Annotated in this window: 9 protein-coding genes and 2 pseudogenes; 10 read left to right on the top strand and 1 reads right to left on the bottom strand. The window is 53.6% G+C overall.

What is annotated here, in order from left to right; genetic code table 11:
- Positions 1 to 4 precede the first annotated feature (4 nt).
- The 10 genes and pseudogenes from murB to ligA all read left to right on the top strand — a co-directional run bounded on the left by murB (position 5) and on the right by ligA (position 13,315).
- Positions 5 to 964, top strand: coding sequence for a UDP-N-acetylmuramate dehydrogenase (murB, locus tag ACHZB8_RS09980; protein ID WP_316860113.1), 960 nt, complete (start codon positions 5 to 7; stop codon positions 962 to 964).
- A 77-nt stretch (positions 965 to 1,041) separates the two neighbouring features.
- The gene (locus ACHZB8_RS09975) at positions 1,042 to 1,413 is read left to right on the top strand and encodes a phosphoribosyl-ATP pyrophosphohydrolase (RefSeq protein ID WP_316860112.1); all 372 of its coding nucleotides are present in this window, start codon (positions 1,042 to 1,044) and stop codon (positions 1,411 to 1,413) included.
- Positions 1,414 to 1,638: 225 nt separating this feature from the next.
- On the top strand, positions 1,639 to 2,562 hold the full coding sequence (locus tag ACHZB8_RS09970; RefSeq protein WP_316860111.1) for a D-alanine--D-alanine ligase: 924 nt from the start codon (positions 1,639 to 1,641) through the stop codon (positions 2,560 to 2,562).
- Positions 2,550 to 3,482: an FtsQ-type POTRA domain-containing protein gene (locus tag ACHZB8_RS09965; protein WP_316860110.1), complete on the top strand. Its 933-nt coding sequence runs from the start codon at positions 2,550 to 2,552 to the stop codon at positions 3,480 to 3,482. Before ACHZB8_RS09970 ends, ACHZB8_RS09965 begins: the two co-directional genes overlap by 13 nt.
- The gene (gene ftsA / locus ACHZB8_RS09960) at positions 3,479 to 4,804 is read left to right on the top strand and encodes a cell division protein FtsA (protein ID WP_316860109.1); all 1,326 of its coding nucleotides are present in this window, start codon (positions 3,479 to 3,481) and stop codon (positions 4,802 to 4,804) included. Before ACHZB8_RS09965 ends, ftsA begins: the two co-directional genes overlap by 4 nt.
- Before the next feature lie 202 nt (positions 4,805 to 5,006).
- A complete protein-coding gene (gene ftsZ, locus ACHZB8_RS09955) occupies positions 5,007 to 6,893 on the top strand; it encodes a cell division protein FtsZ (RefSeq protein ID WP_316860108.1) in 1,887 nt (628 codons plus the stop codon).
- A gap of 298 nt (positions 6,894 to 7,191) precedes the next feature.
- On the top strand, positions 7,192 to 8,157 hold the full coding sequence (gene lpxC / locus ACHZB8_RS09950) for a UDP-3-O-acyl-N-acetylglucosamine deacetylase (RefSeq protein ID WP_316860107.1): 966 nt from the start codon (positions 7,192 to 7,194) through the stop codon (positions 8,155 to 8,157).
- Between the two features lie 364 nt (positions 8,158 to 8,521).
- Positions 8,522 to 9,346, top strand: a complete 825-nt coding sequence (locus ACHZB8_RS09945) for an outer membrane protein assembly factor BamD (protein ID WP_316860106.1) — start codon at positions 8,522 to 8,524, stop codon at positions 9,344 to 9,346.
- Between the two features lie 164 nt (positions 9,347 to 9,510).
- A pseudogene (recN, locus tag ACHZB8_RS09940) lies at positions 9,511 to 11,191 on the top strand (DNA repair protein RecN).
- 3 nt (positions 11,192 to 11,194) lie between these two features.
- On the top strand, positions 11,195 to 13,315 hold the full coding sequence (gene ligA, locus ACHZB8_RS09935; RefSeq protein ID WP_316860105.1) for an NAD-dependent DNA ligase LigA: 2,121 nt from the start codon (positions 11,195 to 11,197) through the stop codon (positions 13,313 to 13,315).
- 91 nt (positions 13,316 to 13,406) lie between these two features.
- On the opposite strand, the pseudogene ACHZB8_RS09930 reads toward ligA, so the two are convergent.
- Positions 13,407 to 15,231, bottom strand: a pseudogene (locus ACHZB8_RS09930) (aminopeptidase P family protein).
- Positions 15,232 to 15,424 lie beyond the last annotated feature (193 nt).

Below are 15,424 nucleotides of genomic sequence, written 5' to 3'. Positions count from 1 at the left end.
ATGCATGGCATTTGATGATCTTCTTGCCGGCTTTGGTAGCTGGACCGAACAGGTGCGCGGACGGCTTTCGTCCAATTTTGATATCGCGCCCTTTACTTGGTTCCGGGTGGGCGGACCGGCTCAGCTCTTTTTCAATCCGGCAGATGAAGCGGATCTGGCTTTTTTCCTGAAAAACCTGCCTGAAGAGATTCCGGTGACGGTCATCGGACTGGGTTCCAATCTTCTGGTGCGGGATGGAGGCGTTGAAGGGGTTGTCATTCGCCTTTCGGGCAAAGCTTTCAGCGATGTTTCGGTGACCGACGATCTTGTGGTCAAGGTTGGTGCGGCCATGCCCGACATGAGGTTTGCCAGCCAGATGGCGCGGCAGGGCGTTGCCGGGTTCAGCTTCTACAAGGGTATTCCGGGCGCAATCGGCGGTGCCTTGCGGATGAATGCAGGGGCGCATGGTTCTGAGACAAAGGATCGGCTGCTTGGGGCACGGGCGGTGGACCGCAAAGGTCATATTCATGACCTGACGCCAGACGATTTGGGGCATGGATATCGGTCCTGCAATGCGCCGTCCGACTATATTTTTACCGAGGCAACCTTTCAGGGTGAGCCCGGAGAAGCAAAAGCCTTGAAGGCCGAGATGGACGAAGTTTCGGCCTATAGGGAAGACAATCAGCCAACCAAGGAACGTACGGGTGGGTCGACTTTCCGAAATCCCGATGGCATGAGTGCATGGAAGCTGGTCGATGAAGCCGGTTTTCGGGGCTTCAAGCTTGGTGGGGCACAGGTTTCCCAGAAACACACCAATTTCCTGCTTAATCTGGGTGATGCGACCGCCGAAGACATCGAGCGGCTTGGCGAGATGGTGCGTGGAAAGGTTCGCGCAATGACCGGCATTGAGCTGCATTGGGAAATCAAGCGGATTGGCAATTTCCCGGAAGGTGTCGTGATCAAGCCATTTCTCGAGGATAAATAATTAGTTCTTCTTTTGTTCCTTTGTTGGAAAGTGCTATTCAGGTCATGACTCCATGAAACTGTTTAGGCAACGGGAAAATGAACAACGACACTGCCAACGTCACGCTGGCCAGCCTTTCAGACAAGATAGTCAGGGTTTCTGATATCTATGCTGAGCGCTTTGATATTGATCGTGACGATCTTTGGCATCTGGCAAAGCTTGCTGAAGAATTGGGTGAACTCAATGCTGCATTTTTGAGTATGAGCGGGCGAGGGAGGAAACGCGGCAGAAGTGAGGCCGAAATCTCCGTCGCTGTTCAAAGTGAGGTCGCGGATCTTTTTGCTCATCTTCTACTTTTTGCACAACATTTGGATATCGATATTGTTCGGGCGCTGGAAAAGAAATGGTTCGCCCACTTCTGCGCAAAAGAGCCAAATTCGGCAATTTGCAACAAAGAAAATACACCTTGATACAGTGCGTTACTCATCTTTTAGGCGCAATAGCGGGTTTGAGGCCCGCTTAAGTGATTCTCGCTTATGATTTGTTAGGGATTTTTAACCATAACAATGGAGATGAAATGCAAATTGCATGGCAAAATGCCCTGCCACAGTGTGGTCCTGTTGCCGTGCAAGATTTAGCCAGAAAGGCGTTGAGGCCTTGATGTCTCATTTTCTGGAGTGAAAGGTGCGTAGGCAATGGCAAAGCATGTCGCTGTTTTGATGGGAGGGTGGTCATCCGAACGGCCTGTTTCTTTAAGTACGGGTGGTGAATGCGCGAACGCTCTTGAAGCATCTGGCTACAAGGTGAGCCGGGTCGATGTGGGGCGCGATATTTCCGCCGTTTTGTCAGAGCTGAAGCCGGATGTTGCCTTTAATGCGTTGCATGGCCCATTTGGTGAAGATGGCTGTATTCAGGGCCTGCTTGAGTTTATGGGGATTGCTTATACCCACAGTGGCGTTTTGGCGTCATCGCTGGCCATGAACAAGCAAAAAGCCAAGGAAATCATGAAGGCGGCAGGGGTCCCCGTGGCCGAAGCGAAGGTCGTTCATCGGCTTGAGGCAGCCAAGGCCCATGTGTTGCCAACACCCTATGTCATCAAACCCGTGTGCGAAGGGTCGAGCTTCGGGGTGCTGATTGTCAACAAGGACCAAGCTCATCCTCCGCAGGAGCTTTATTCTGCTGATTGGCCCTATGGCGACATTGTCATGGTTGAGCGCTTCATTCCCGGGCGGGAGTTGACATGTGCGGCGATGGGCGACAAGGCGCTCGACATCATCGACATCGTTTCCAACAACGATACATTCTACGATTTTGATGCAAAATATGCTCCCGGTGGCTCGACACACATTTTACCGGCCGATCTTAAACCGAATATTTACGAATATATTCAATCGTTAACCATAAAAGCTCACCAAGCGTTAGGATGTCGTGGCATTTCGCGAGCCGATTTCCGCTACGACGAAACTGTCGGTGATGATGGTGAGGTCATTTGTTTGGAAGTGAATACCCAGCCGGGCATGACGCCGACGTCTCTGGTGCCGGATATGGCCAAGACCATGGGTATGAGCTTTGAAGATCTGGTTAGCTGGATGGTGGAGGACGCTTCGTGCGGTCGTTGATTGGCAAAAAGATAAAAGGCGAACGGAAAGGCAAGGGGTCTGCACAGCAGAAATCCGTGCTCGATTCCCGCGCCTATGCCTATGAGCAACGTCGGCTCCCCTTTTATCGGCGGATTATCCCGATTGCCGAGGAATGGATTCCAAATGGTTTCGGTTGGGGTTTGACCCTTGGCCTGTTCGGGATAACGATCCTTTATGGTGCGTCGATCGGTGGTGAAAACCAGACTACTCTTGAAAAGGTTTCCTCTGTTTTCGGGTTGAAGATCGAGGCGGTGCTTATTTCCGGTCAGAAAGAAGTGACCGAAGCGGAAATCCTGCGCGTCCTGGGTATCAATGAAGATAGCTCGCTGCTGACTTTCGATGCCTATGATGGTCGCAAGAAGCTCGAGAACATGAGCTGGATTGCGGAGGCCTCCGTCCAGAAGCTTTATCCCAACAAGTTGCAGGTGATGGTGCGCGAGCAGAAGCCTTTTGCGCTCTGGCAGCGGGGTGAGTTTCTGTCGGTGATTTCTTATGACGGATCTGTGCTGTCCGATCATATCGATCCCGAATTTGCCAACCTGCCTTTGGTTGTGGGGCATGGGGCACAGCGTCAGGCTGCCTCTATGTTCGAGCTGCTGGCTCAGTATCCCTCGCTTGCACGCAAGTCGCGGGCCATCGTTTATGTGTCCGAACGTCGCTGGGACATCTATTTCAAGAATGGTGTTCAGGCCAAATTGCCGGAAATTGGAGTTGCGGACGCACTGGAGAAGTTGATTGCCTTTGATGAAGACGGCTCGCTTTCCCGCAAGGATATCACTGTTGTTGATATGCGCCTTGAAGATCGGACTTTTGTGCGCATGAGCAAGGATGCCGCTGCAAAGCGCCGTGCTGCGCTGCGTACGCTTGGTGCAAAAATTCCGCAAGAGGTGCAGACATGATCGGTTCCTCTTTGGGTAAACGCAACGGGCATGGACGCCACCTGATTTACAAACGCTCGCAAATCATCACGATCCTTGATGTCGGTTCGACAAAGATCTGCTGCATAATTGCAAGATTGCATCCACGCCCTCATGGCGATGCGCTGCCACACCGTACCCATTCCATTCAGGTTCTGGGCTTCGGACTGCATCAGGCCCGCGGCATCAAGTCCGGTGTTGTGGTGGATCTCGAGCAGGCTGAGAATTCAATTCGTCTGGCAGTTGATGCGGCTGAACAGCAGGCTGACATGACGGTGCAGTCGCTGATCGTGAATGTGTCTTGTGGGCGGCTGAACAGCGATACGCTGAGCGCCTCGGTGTCCCTTAGCGGCCATGAGGTGGATGACCTTGATATTCGCCGGGTTTTGCAGGCCGGAGCAAGCCATCTTCTGACGCTGGACCGGACTGTGGTTCATTCCATGCCAATCGGCTATTCGCTGGATGGGGGCCGGGGCATTCAGGATCCGCGCGGCATGCTCGGGGATGATCTGGCTGTCGACATGCATGTGGTTACTGCACAAACCGCGCCTCTCAAGAACCTGGAGCTTTGCATCAATCGGTGCCATTTGCAGGTCGAAATGATGGTCGCAACGCCTTATGCCTCCGGTCTGTCCTGTCTGGTGGATGATGAAGCCGAACTCGGCGTGGCGTGCGTTGATCTTGGCGGGGGGACCACCTCGATTTCGATTTTTACCAACGGGCAGTTTGTTCATTCCGATGCGATTGCCATGGGCGGTCATCATGTGACGATGGATCTGGCGCGGGGTCTGTCGACCCGGCTCGCCGACGCGGAACGCATCAAGACCCTATATGGCAGCGCACTCCTTTCCCTGTCTGATGATCAGGAGCTGGTTGCGGTGCCACCGGTCGGGGATGACGACAGAGACCTGTTCAATCAGGTGCCAAAGGCGTCTCTGACCCGGATCATCAAGCCAAGAGTCGAAGAGATTCTTGAGGTTGTGAGGGACAGGATCGAAGAGTCGGGTTTTTCAGGACATGTCGGAAAACGGGTCGTTCTGACCGGTGGGGCGAGCCAGCTTACCGGCATGGTTGAAACGGCACGGCGGATATTGGGACGCAATGTGCGTCTGGGGCGTCCGCTCGGTGTTGCAGGTTTGCCGGAAAGTGGCAAGGGGCCTGCTTTTGCAACTGCGGTTGGTTTGCTGATTTATCCGCAAGTCGCCCAGATTGAGAAATTTGAAAGAGTGACAGTCAAGCCGAAATTGACTGGCACGGACGGCTATCTGTTTCGAATGGGACGGTGGTTTAAGGAGAGCTTCTGATTTCGGTCGGATAAGTGCGTGAAACATTTGTGAATCGTTGATCGGAATCAATAGGTTGGGTTATGTTTGTTGACGATGATTCGTCCTGTATCCCAGCTTTGAAGTGAGTAGAGTAGCCGAAGTTGCCTTGAGTTCAGGGAACTTCATAACAGGCGGATTGAGATCGGTAGCAATTCGATCCATGCAGTGAGATGAGGGTACAATGTCCATCAATTTGAAGATGCCCGATATTACCGAATTGAAACCGAGGATTACGGTGTTCGGTGTCGGTGGTGCGGGCGGAAATGCCGTTAACAACATGATTGACACCGGTTTGCAGGGCGTCGATTTCGTGGTGGCCAACACAGACGCGCAGGCTCTGACACAGTCCAGAGCAGAGCGCATCGTGCAAATGGGCATTGCGGTGACGGAGGGTCTTGGTGCCGGATCTCAGCCTGAAGTGGGTCGCGCTGCGGCTGAAGAGGTGATTGATGAAATCAATGATCATCTCGATGGATCTCACATGGTTTTCATCACCGCTGGTATGGGTGGTGGAACGGGCACCGGTGCTGCTCCTGTCATTGCGCGGACCGCGCGCGAACAGGGCATCCTGACTGTTGGGGTGGTCACCAAGCCGTTCCATTTTGAAGGTCAGCGCCGCATGCGCCTTGCCGAAGCCGGCATTGAAGAGTTGCAGAAGAATGTCGACACTCTGATCGTCATTCCGAACCAGAATCTTTTCCGCATCGCCAATGAGAAAACGACTTTTGCTGACGCTTTCTCCATGGCGGACGAGGTTCTCTATTCTGGCGTTGCCTGCATTACCGATCTGATGGTCAAAGAGGGCCTCATCAATCTGGACTTCGCTGATGTGCGTTCGGTCATGCGTGCCATGGGCAAAGCCATGATGGGAACCGGCGAAGCATCCGGTGAGGGACGTGCCCTTGCAGCAGCAGAAGCGGCAATTGCCAATCCGTTGCTTGATGATATTTCCATGAAAGGGGCTCAAGGCCTGCTCATCTCGATCACTGGCGGCAAGGATCTCACCTTGTTCGAAGTGGATGAAGCGGCAACCCGCATTCGCGAAGAAGTTGACGAGGATGCCAACATCATTCTCGGTGCGACTTTCGACGAGAGCATGGAGGGCGTAATCCGTGTGTCTGTCGTGGCCACGGGAATTGATCAGCTTCTGATCGAAAATGTCATTCCTGCGGACCAGCGCATGAAAGAGCTTAATCAGCGCCTGCATGGCTCGGTCGCCGCCCAGCCTGCTGTTCATGAACCCGAAGCTCCGAAAGCTCCTTCTCTTGATCTTGACATGGAGAAAGAAGTCACAGCAGCCGTTGAACAGAGCATCGAGACGGCTCTGCGCCAGCCTGAAAAGCCTGTCGTTTCCCGTCCATCCGCTCAGGACCCCGATATCTCGATCACCTCTTTCAAACCGGAAGCGGCAAGCGATCCGGTGTTTGATGAGGATTTCGATACACCGAAAGCGGTTGTTGGCGACAATATCGATGCGTCCGCTCCGTTCATCCCTTCGGTTGCCGAGGTTCCCGAAACCACTGCCCGGATGATGCCGAATATGAATGAGCTTCCTGAAATCGTTCAGCGCGAACTGGAAGCCTATCGGAATGGAGCAGATGCCGGGCATCATGACGATGAAAATCGCCCGATGAGCCTGCTGAAACGTCTGGCTGCCGTTGGTCTTGGCCGTCGTGAAGACGAACTCGATATCGTTGATACGCACGAAGCCGCTCCAAGGGAACAGGCTGCTCCAGTTGCCCAGCATCAGCCTGCGCCAACACGTGCTCCACAGATGACCCGTCAGCAAATGGAAGCTCAGGATCTTCCGGTCATGCCACGCATGAGTGCTCCGGCAGCGCCACAGGCTCCGATGTCATCTCATGCCGGTATGCCTGCTTCAGGCTCTCCGCTCAATGAGTTTGCTCCGCGTCCGCAGCGTCCTGCTCCAAACGCCGGTTATCAGCCTCAGCAGGGTCAACTTGATGCGCAGGGTCGTGTCGTGACAAACCCTGCTCAGCCAAATCAGCGACTCAAAGAGGAAGACCAGGTTGAAATTCCTGCGTTTCTCCGTCGCCAGGCTCGGTAACAGTTTGTTACAAGGCTACTCTCTGCAAGAGTTATTAGGGTCGGTACTTTTTCTAGTGCCGACCCTAACTATTTGAAAAGCATGAATTTTGCTGGGTGTTTGGTGAGGGAGTTAACTAAGCCGTCAATCGTAACATTGGGTAATAAAGCGTGATTTGGTAAACACAACCCTGCCAAGGTATGTTGACTTCGAACCATAATAATGGGTGCCAAACATTTGTGTATGGCGAACAAGTTTGTAACGTGTCGGTTTCGCTTATTTCAGGCTAAGAGACTTAAATACGATTAGGGGCAAAAGAATGGCCAAATTGCTTAATTCCAAGCAGACGACTTTGCGAGATCGTGTTGTTGTTTCCGGTGTCGGTGTCCATAGCGGAAAGCCGGTGGAGATGATCCTGCATCCGGCGGATCGCAATTCCGGTATTACTTTCCTTCGTGTTGACCGTGAAAAGGGAACCGAGTTCGAAATCAAAGGCTCATTCTCTTCAGTGATCGATACGCGCCTTTGCACAGTTGTTGGTCATCCTGACAAGGGGATGGTCGCAACGATCGAGCATTTGATGGCTGCGCTGGTCGGTTATGGTGTCGACAATGTTCTGGTTGAGATCGATGCCGATGAGGTTCCCGTCATGGACGGTAGCTCCCGCGCCTATATCGATGCAATCGATCAGGTCGGCTTGAAAGAGCTGAGTGCTCCTCGTCGTTATATTCGCGTGTTGAAGCCGGTTCGCGTGCAGAATGGAGACTCGGTTGGGGAACTGCTTCCTTACAACGGTACCCGGTTTGATGTGACGATTGACTTTGATTGCGAAACAATCGGCGTTCAGCACTTCGATGAAGAGATGACGCCAGACATTTTCAAGAAAGAAGTCAGCCTTGCACGGACCTTCGGATTTGTCTCCGATGTTGAACGCCTTTGGGCCGCAGGTTATGCGCTTGGGTCGTCGCTGGAAAATTCGGTCGTGATCGGGGATGATCAGAAAATCGTCAACCCGGATGGCCTGCGTTATGAAGACGAATTTGTTCGTCACAAAACTCTGGATGCTGTAGGCGATCTGGCTTTGGCAGGGGCGCCGCTGCTTGCTCATTATCGCTCATACAAGGGCGGCCACAAGCTGAATTTCAACATGCTCGAAGCTCTGTTTTCCGATGATAGCAATTGGGAGTGGGTGGAGGCTTCTGTTCCGTCTCGCAATTCTGCCAGAGTGGCTCCATCTCATGAAACTGGTGCCATTCAGGTTGCAATGGGGCCTGAAACCAACTGAGCCCTGTCTTTCTGGCTTTTCAAAAACGGGTGGCGTTGGTCACCCTTTTTTGTGTCTTAGCTCTTCTAATTGCGATGCTTTGGGGCAGTATGCCTTGCAATGGGTTGATTGATGTGTAGATTTGAGCGGTCAGAGCGCCGAACGGACACAATTTTTCCCAAATTGTGATATCTCTGGTGGCGTGTCTGGTTGTTTTTTTGGTAAGACGTCAATTTGAAAGCCAGTCAGGTGAGAATGGTTTTCTGGTCGGGCGGTGATTTGCTCAAACAGTCTTCTTTTAGACGGGCGATAACGATCTGACTTCATGTGCTGTTGGCAAATTGGGTGAAAAACGGCCTAATCTGTTTGAAGGGTTATTGTATCGATGGGTTTTCTTTATACAAATCGGGTTCGTCTGGGTCTTGCGGTGCTTGTTCTGACCGGCTTGGGCGCCTGTGCCAGCAAAGACCCATCTGATCTTGCGTTTGAAGAGGTTCCTGCTGAAAAGCTCTATGCCGAGGGTCTTGTGGCCATGCAGTCGGGCGACAGGAAAGAGGCCAACAAGAAATTCGAAGAGCTGGATCGCCAGCACCCCTATTCGAATTTTGCGCGTCAATCGATGGTCCTCACCGCCTATACCCATTACAAGAGCGGTCAATATACCGAATGTATTTCGGCGGCAAAGCGGTTCATCACGCTGTTTCCTGGTGATGAAGACGTGCCTTATGCCTACTATCTGATTGGTCAGTCCTATTTCAAACAGGTCCTTGACGTTACCCGCGATCAGGAAAATGCCGAAAAGGCAATGCAGGCGATGAATGAACTGATTCAGCGCTATCCTGATTCTGAATATACCAAGGATGCCCGCAGAAAAGTCCGTATCACCATGGACCAGCTTGCTGGCAAGGAAATGCAGATTGGCCGTTATTATCTTGAGCGCAAAGAATTCATCGCGGCGGTCAATCGCTTCAAGGTCGTTGTGACCGACTATCAGACAACCAGACAGGTAGAAGAGGCTCTCATGCGGCTTGCCGAATCCTATCTGGCGCTTGGTATCGTTCATGAGGCTCAGACTGCTGTTGCTGTTCTGGGGCATAATTATCCCGAAAGCAAATGGTACAAGATCGCCTATGCGATGCTCAAGAAGGATGGCGTTGTTCCTGAAGTGAACAAAGGGTCCTGGATGGCGCGCCTTGTTGGCACAAACTGATCACGCGTCTTAGCCGAAATATAAATTCCTGTTGAAATGATCATGTTTTGTTCGTATCAGACATGTATTGCTTGATTGCTTTTGGTCAGGCAATTGTCTTAGCATGGCGTCGAAATCGAGTCAGCCAATAGACAAATGAGTGCTGTCTGATCCAAGAGGGTTTCATGCTAGCCTCCCTTTCAATAAGAGATATTGTCCTGATTGATCGTCTTGATCTGGAGTTCGGAGACGGGATGACCGTGCTGACCGGCGAGACGGGGGCGGGCAAGTCGATCTTGCTGGATTCGCTCTCTCTGGCGCTTGGTGGGCGTGGAGATGGTGGTCTGGTGCGGGCCGGTCAGAAACAGGGCCAGGTGGTGGCCATGTTCGACGTCTCTCCCTCACATCCCGTATTTGCTCATCTGTCAGAACAGGGGCTTGATCATGACGGCGATCTTGTTCTGCGACGCGTGCAGAATGCGGATGGGCGCACGCGCGCCTATGTCAATGACCAGCCGGTCAGTGCTGGCACCTTGCGCCTTATTGGTGAGGGGCTGGTTGAAATTCACGGTCAGCATGATGATCGCGCCTTGGTGGATGCTTCGATCCATCGTGCGTTGCTCGATGCTTTTGGCGGTCTTCAGGCTCAGGTTGGTGATGTGCAGAGCGCTTTCAAGCTTTGGCGGAAGGCTGAAAAGGATCTTGCCGTACTAGAAAAGACCATTGATGAAGCGAGGGCGGAGGCAGACTATTTGACTGCATCGGTTGCTGAACTCAAGGCTTTTGCTCCCATCGTCGGGGAAGAGGAAGAGTTGGCCTCGCGCCGGACCGTGATGATGCAATCCGAAAAGGTAGCGACCGATCTGAATGAAGCCCATGAAGTGCTCGATGGCAATGCATCTCCTATCCCGACCCTTGCAAGCATGATGCGGCGGCTTGAACGCAAGAGTGATCAAATGCCCGTCCTTTTGGAGCCGACTCTTGGCCATCTGACCATCGCACTCAATGCGCTGGAAGATGCGCGCGGGAGCCTTGAGGAGGCGCAGCGCCAGACGGATTTCGACCCCACAAGAGCTTGAGCAAACCGAGGAGCGGTTGTTCGCCCTGCGCGGGCTTGCGCGCAAGCACAAGGTGAGTGCCGACGAGTTGGTCGGCCTGCTTGATAAAATGACCGCAGAGCTGGACGCGCTTGATCATGGTGAAGAGCGGCTGGTGGCCTTGCGCGCTGCTGCCAGAAAAACCAAGGCCGCTTATGATGCTGCCGCAGGTCTCTTGAGCAAGGCGCGGACCGAGGCTGCGGGGCATTTGATTGAACAGGTCATGGTCGAGTTGCCGTCTCTCAAGCTGGAAGCGGCCCGTTTTCTTGTTGAACATAGCAGCGATGAGACAGCGCGCACCGAAGACGGAATTGATCAGATCGAATTCTGGGTACAAACAAACCCGGGAACCCGTCCTGGCCCGATGATGAAGGTTGCTTCCGGTGGCGAATTGTCACGTTTTCTGCTGGCGCTGAAAGTCGCCATGGCCGACAAGGGATCTGCTCCAACTCTGGTTTTTGATGAAATCGACACCGGTGTCGGAGGGGCTGTGGCGGAAGCCATCGGGCGGCGTCTGGCTCGTCTTGCCAACACCGTGCAGGTTCTCTCTGTCACCCACGCGCCTCAGGTCGCTTCCCGTGCCAATGCACATATGAGAATTGCCAAAACCTCTGTCGAGGGCGAAGACCGCGTTGCGACCGGGGTGATGGTCATTGACGGAGACCATCGGGAGGAAGAAATCGCACGCATGTTGGCCGGCGAGGTGATTTCCGATGAGGCAAGAGCGGCGGCACGACGTCTGATCGCTGGCGAGAAGGCGGGGGCGTGAAGCGTGAAACGAGACCTTTTGCGACAAAAACCGGTTGATCAGCTTGACGCCGAAGAGGCCAGGCAAGAGCTTGCCTTTCTCGCTGAAGAGATCGCCGAAGCGGACCGGCTTTATCATAGCGAAGATGCGCCTGCTCTCACTGACGCAGCCTATGATGGCTTGCGCAGGCGCAATGCCGCGCTCGAATTGCGCTATCCTGATTTGCGACGCGAGGACAGTCCGACCTTTCGCGTTGGTGCTACGCCATCTGAAAAATTTGCCAAGATCACCCATGTCGTTCCCATGTTGTCGCTGGATAATGCTTTCAGCGACGAAGATGTTGTTGAATTTGATGCGCGGGTGCGGCGCTTTCTGGGAATGGGACGCGGTGAGGGTCTGACAATTACGGCGGAGCCCAAGATTGATGGGCTCTCCGCTTCGCTGCGCTATGAACAGGGCGAGCTGGTTTATGGCGTGACGCGCGGTGACGGGACCGTAGGGGAAGATATCACGGCGAATCTCAAGACCATTGCATCCATTCCGCACAGGCTTGCAGGAAACTCCATTCCCGAGATTGTCGAAGTACGGGGCGAGGTCTATTTCCCGCGGTCCGAGTTTTTTGCCCTTAATGAGCGACAGGCCGAGAGTGGTGGCAAACAGTTCGCCAATCCGCGCAATGCGGCAGCCGGATCCTTGCGTCAGCTTGATGCCGAGATCACCCGGTCCAGAAATCTGGCCTTTTTTGCCTATGCCTGGGGCGAGGTGAGTGAACCTCTGGCGGAAACCCAATATGATGCTGTTGCACGGCTCGGAGAGATGGGCTTTGTCATCAATCCCCTGATGCAACGCTTTGAGGCAGTGGATGCCCTGTTGGCTCATTATCATGAAATTGAAGCTGCACGGGCCACGCTTGATTATGATATCGACGGGGTCGTTTACAAGGTGAACCGGCTGGCGTTGCAGTCTCGTCTCGGCTTCGTGTCTCGCGCCCCGCGCTGGGCTATTGCGCATAAATTTCTTGCTGAGAAGGCCGTGACCAAACTGCTCGATATTGAAATTCAGGTGGGCCGGACCGGAGCATTGACGCCCGTTGCCAAGCTGGAACCTGTCACCGTTGGCGGCGTTGTGGTGTCTAATGCCACGCTGCATAACGAGGATGAGATCCTGCGCAAGAATGTGCTGATCGGCGATATGGTCATGGTGCAGCGGGCAGGAGATGTCATACCGCAGATATTGGGTCCGGTGCTGGAGCATCGACCTGATGATGCAAAGCCTTTTGTTTTCCCGGAAACCTGTCCTGTGTGTGGCTCCCACGCGGTACGCGAGAAAAAGGAAAATGGCGAGCTTGATGCTATTCGGCGCTGTACCGGTGGTCTCGTCTGTGCTGCGCAGGCGGTCGAGCAGCTCAAGCATTTTGTCTCACGCAATGCCATGGATATTGATGGACTGGGAGAGAAGCAGGTTGCAGCCTTTTTCGAGCAAGGCGTGATCCGGACCGCTGCTGATATCTTCCATTTGCGGGAATGGGACGACGCCAAGGGGCGCGGCGAGCGCTTGCGGGATCAGGATGGTTGGGGTCCGACCTCCGTGCGCAACTTGTTCAGCGCCATCGACGAGCGGCGTTCGGTTGAGCTTCATCGCTTCATCTTTGCGCTTGGTATTCGCCATGTTGGTGAGACCACGGCCAAACTCCTTGCTCGTCATTATGGCTCGTTTTCTGCGCTCAGAGAGGCAATGAAAGCAGCTGGCGGGCATGATAGCGATGTCTGGCAGGATCTTCTCGATATCGACGGGATCGGCGCTGTGGTGGCTCGCAGCATTGTCGAGTTTTTCAATGAGGCACATAACGAGGATGTTCTTGATGCCTTGCTCCAGGAAGTCAGCCCGCAAGAGGCCGAGGCGGTGGATACGAACAGCTCTGTCTCTGGCAAGACGGTTGTCTTTACCGGAAGTCTTGAACGTCTGTCGCGCACGGAAGCTAAAAATCAGGCTGAGAGCCTTGGCGCAAAGGTTTCTGGATCGGTTTCCAAAAAAACCGATATTCTGGTTGCTGGACCGGGAGCGGGGTCAAAACTGAAAAAGGCCCAGGAACTCGAGATCACCATTCTGAGCGAAGATGAATGGATTTCCCTGATTGAAGGGTAGGACATCACGACAAGGCCACCCTGACAAAGGGTGTGCCCCATCGTGACGGGCTTTTCTTGCGGGTGCGGCGTATGATGCTGCTCGCCTGGTTTTAGCTCTTTTGAAGCGGTTTGGTGACTTCGGCCAGCCATGCGCGAACTTCTTCAGGCAGTTCCGCCGACAGTTCGGCGAATACACGTTCATGATAGTCGTTGAGCCAGTCGATTTCTGTCTTGTTGAGCAAGTTCGTGTCGACAAGGCGCTGATCGATCGGGCAGAGCGTCAGGGTTTCAAAGCTGTGCATCGGTTGTTCTCCGCCTTCTATGGCCTGAGCTTCTTCAACGATCATCAGATTTTCGATGCGAATTCCCCATGCCCCTTCCTTATAGTAGCCGGGCTCGTTGGAAAGGACGTTGCCTGCTTCAAGAGCGGCGGTCGTTCCGCGTTTGGAAATGCTTTGCGGTCCTTCGTGGCAGCACAGGAACGAGCCGACGCCATGTCCCGTGCCATGGGCATAGTCGAGCCCTGCTTCCCAGAGTGGCTGACGGGCCAATGTGTCGAGTTGAATGCCTTTGGTGGCTTTGGGGAATCGCGCCAGAGACAGGGCTATCACGCCTTTGAGAACGCGGGTGAAACGATCTTTCATTTCAGCATCGGGGGCGCCAACTGCAATCGTCCGGGTGATGTCGGTCGTCCCATCGGGATACTGACCGCCGGAATCGACAAGAAACAGCGAGTTTTGCTCAAACTTGCGATTGGTGGCTTCGGTGACGCGATAATGCACAATGGCTCCATTGGGTCCGGCGCCGGCTATCGTGTCAAAGGAAATGTCTTTGAGGCAGCCTGATGCGGCCCTGAAGTCTTCGAGTGCCTTTGTTGCCGTTATCTCGTCAAGGGTTCCCGTTGGGATCATCACATCAAGCCAGTGGAGAAACTGGCACATGGCAAGACCATCCCGATGATGAGCCTTGCGCATGCCTGCAAGTTCGGCCTTGTTCTTGACAGCCTTGGGCTTGAGGCATGGATCCGGTTCATTGAGAATGGCTGCGCCATGCTTCCTGATCATATCGGTGACGGCTGTCGGCACCAGATTGCCGTCCAGCATCCATGTCTTTTCGCTACCCGAGAGGCTGGCTATGACCGTAGACAGACCTTCGAAGGGTTCAATTTTCACGGACAGGGGAAGGTGAGCCCTGGTTTCGTCAGACAGCTTCTCCGGATCGGTGAACAGCCAGGCGTCGCCGTCTTTGCTGACAATTGCAAAGGCAAGGGGGGAGCGGTGCACAGGCGACATCACTGCCCCTGATATTGAAAAGCCAGGCGATGCTGTCGCCTTGAGTGATGAAGGTGGCGTCCGCTTTTCCCGCAAGCATGTTGGCGATTGCAGCCAGTTTTTGTTCCGATGGTTGGCCAGCAAGCTCAAGCGGGTGTGGCACGATCGGGTTCTTGGGATGCTCTGGATGGTCGCTCCAAATGGTATCGATGGGGTTGACTGTCAGGGGCTTCAACGTTGCATGTCTTTGTGCACATGCCTTTTCAAGTCTTGTAACCGCGTCAGAGGTGTAGAGCCAGGGATCAAAGCCGATTGTCTCTCCTCCTTGAAGATGAGCCTCCAGCCATTCCGCCACGGATGTCTCGATGATGGAAACCGGCTCCAGAAGCTTGCCGTCAACCTGTTCTCGCACTTGCAGCGTATACCGCCCATCAACAAAGATTGCTGCCTTGGTCTTGAGAATGACGGCGCTTCCCGCTGAGCCTGTAAACCCGGTTAACCAGGCAAGACGTTCGGCATAGGGGGCGATATTTTCCCCTCCAAATTCATCGGCCCGCGACATAACGAACCCGTCAAGATTATGCTCATCCAGATATTGAAGCAAAAGGGGGAGGTTCTTGCGGCCGGTTTCGAGGCTGCTGATGTCGCTAAACTGTTGAAACATTTCTTGTATCCTTTGGGAAGTGGCGCGTCGGTCAGCAAAGATCGAATTGGCTGACCAAGGCCATAAGAGGATATCAGAGTGACAAATAACTGGCTCGGGAGCAAGGTGGAGGGAGAAATTCCTGTGGCAAATAAAACATTCAATTCAGTTGCGCATTTACAAATGTGAATGGCTCGATTTTTAGACATGCATA

Source organism: uncultured Cohaesibacter sp., assembly GCF_963556055.3.
Lineage (GTDB): Bacteria > Pseudomonadota > Alphaproteobacteria > Rhizobiales > Cohaesibacteraceae > Cohaesibacter.
Note: the sequence above shows the minus strand (reverse complement) of the source record. Positions and strands in the feature narration are given on the sequence as shown.

What these genes read in the sequence shown, in the direction of transcription:
- murB (WP_316860113.1), top strand. Translation starts at nt 5, where the DNA reads ATGGCATTTGATGATCTTCTTGCCGGCTTTGGTAGCTGGACCGAACAG.
- ACHZB8_RS09975 (WP_316860112.1), top strand. Translation starts at nt 1,042, where the DNA reads ATGAACAACGACACTGCCAACGTCACGCTGGCCAGCCTTTCAGACAAG.
- ACHZB8_RS09970 (WP_316860111.1), top strand. Translation starts at nt 1,639, where the DNA reads ATGGCAAAGCATGTCGCTGTTTTGATGGGAGGGTGGTCATCCGAACGG.
- ftsA (WP_316860109.1), top strand. Translation starts at nt 3,479, where the DNA reads ATGATCGGTTCCTCTTTGGGTAAACGCAACGGGCATGGACGCCACCTG.
- ftsZ (WP_316860108.1), top strand. Translation starts at nt 5,007, where the DNA reads ATGTCCATCAATTTGAAGATGCCCGATATTACCGAATTGAAACCGAGG.
- lpxC (WP_316860107.1), top strand. Translation starts at nt 7,192, where the DNA reads ATGGCCAAATTGCTTAATTCCAAGCAGACGACTTTGCGAGATCGTGTT.
- ACHZB8_RS09945 (WP_316860106.1), top strand. Translation starts at nt 8,522, where the DNA reads ATGGGTTTTCTTTATACAAATCGGGTTCGTCTGGGTCTTGCGGTGCTT.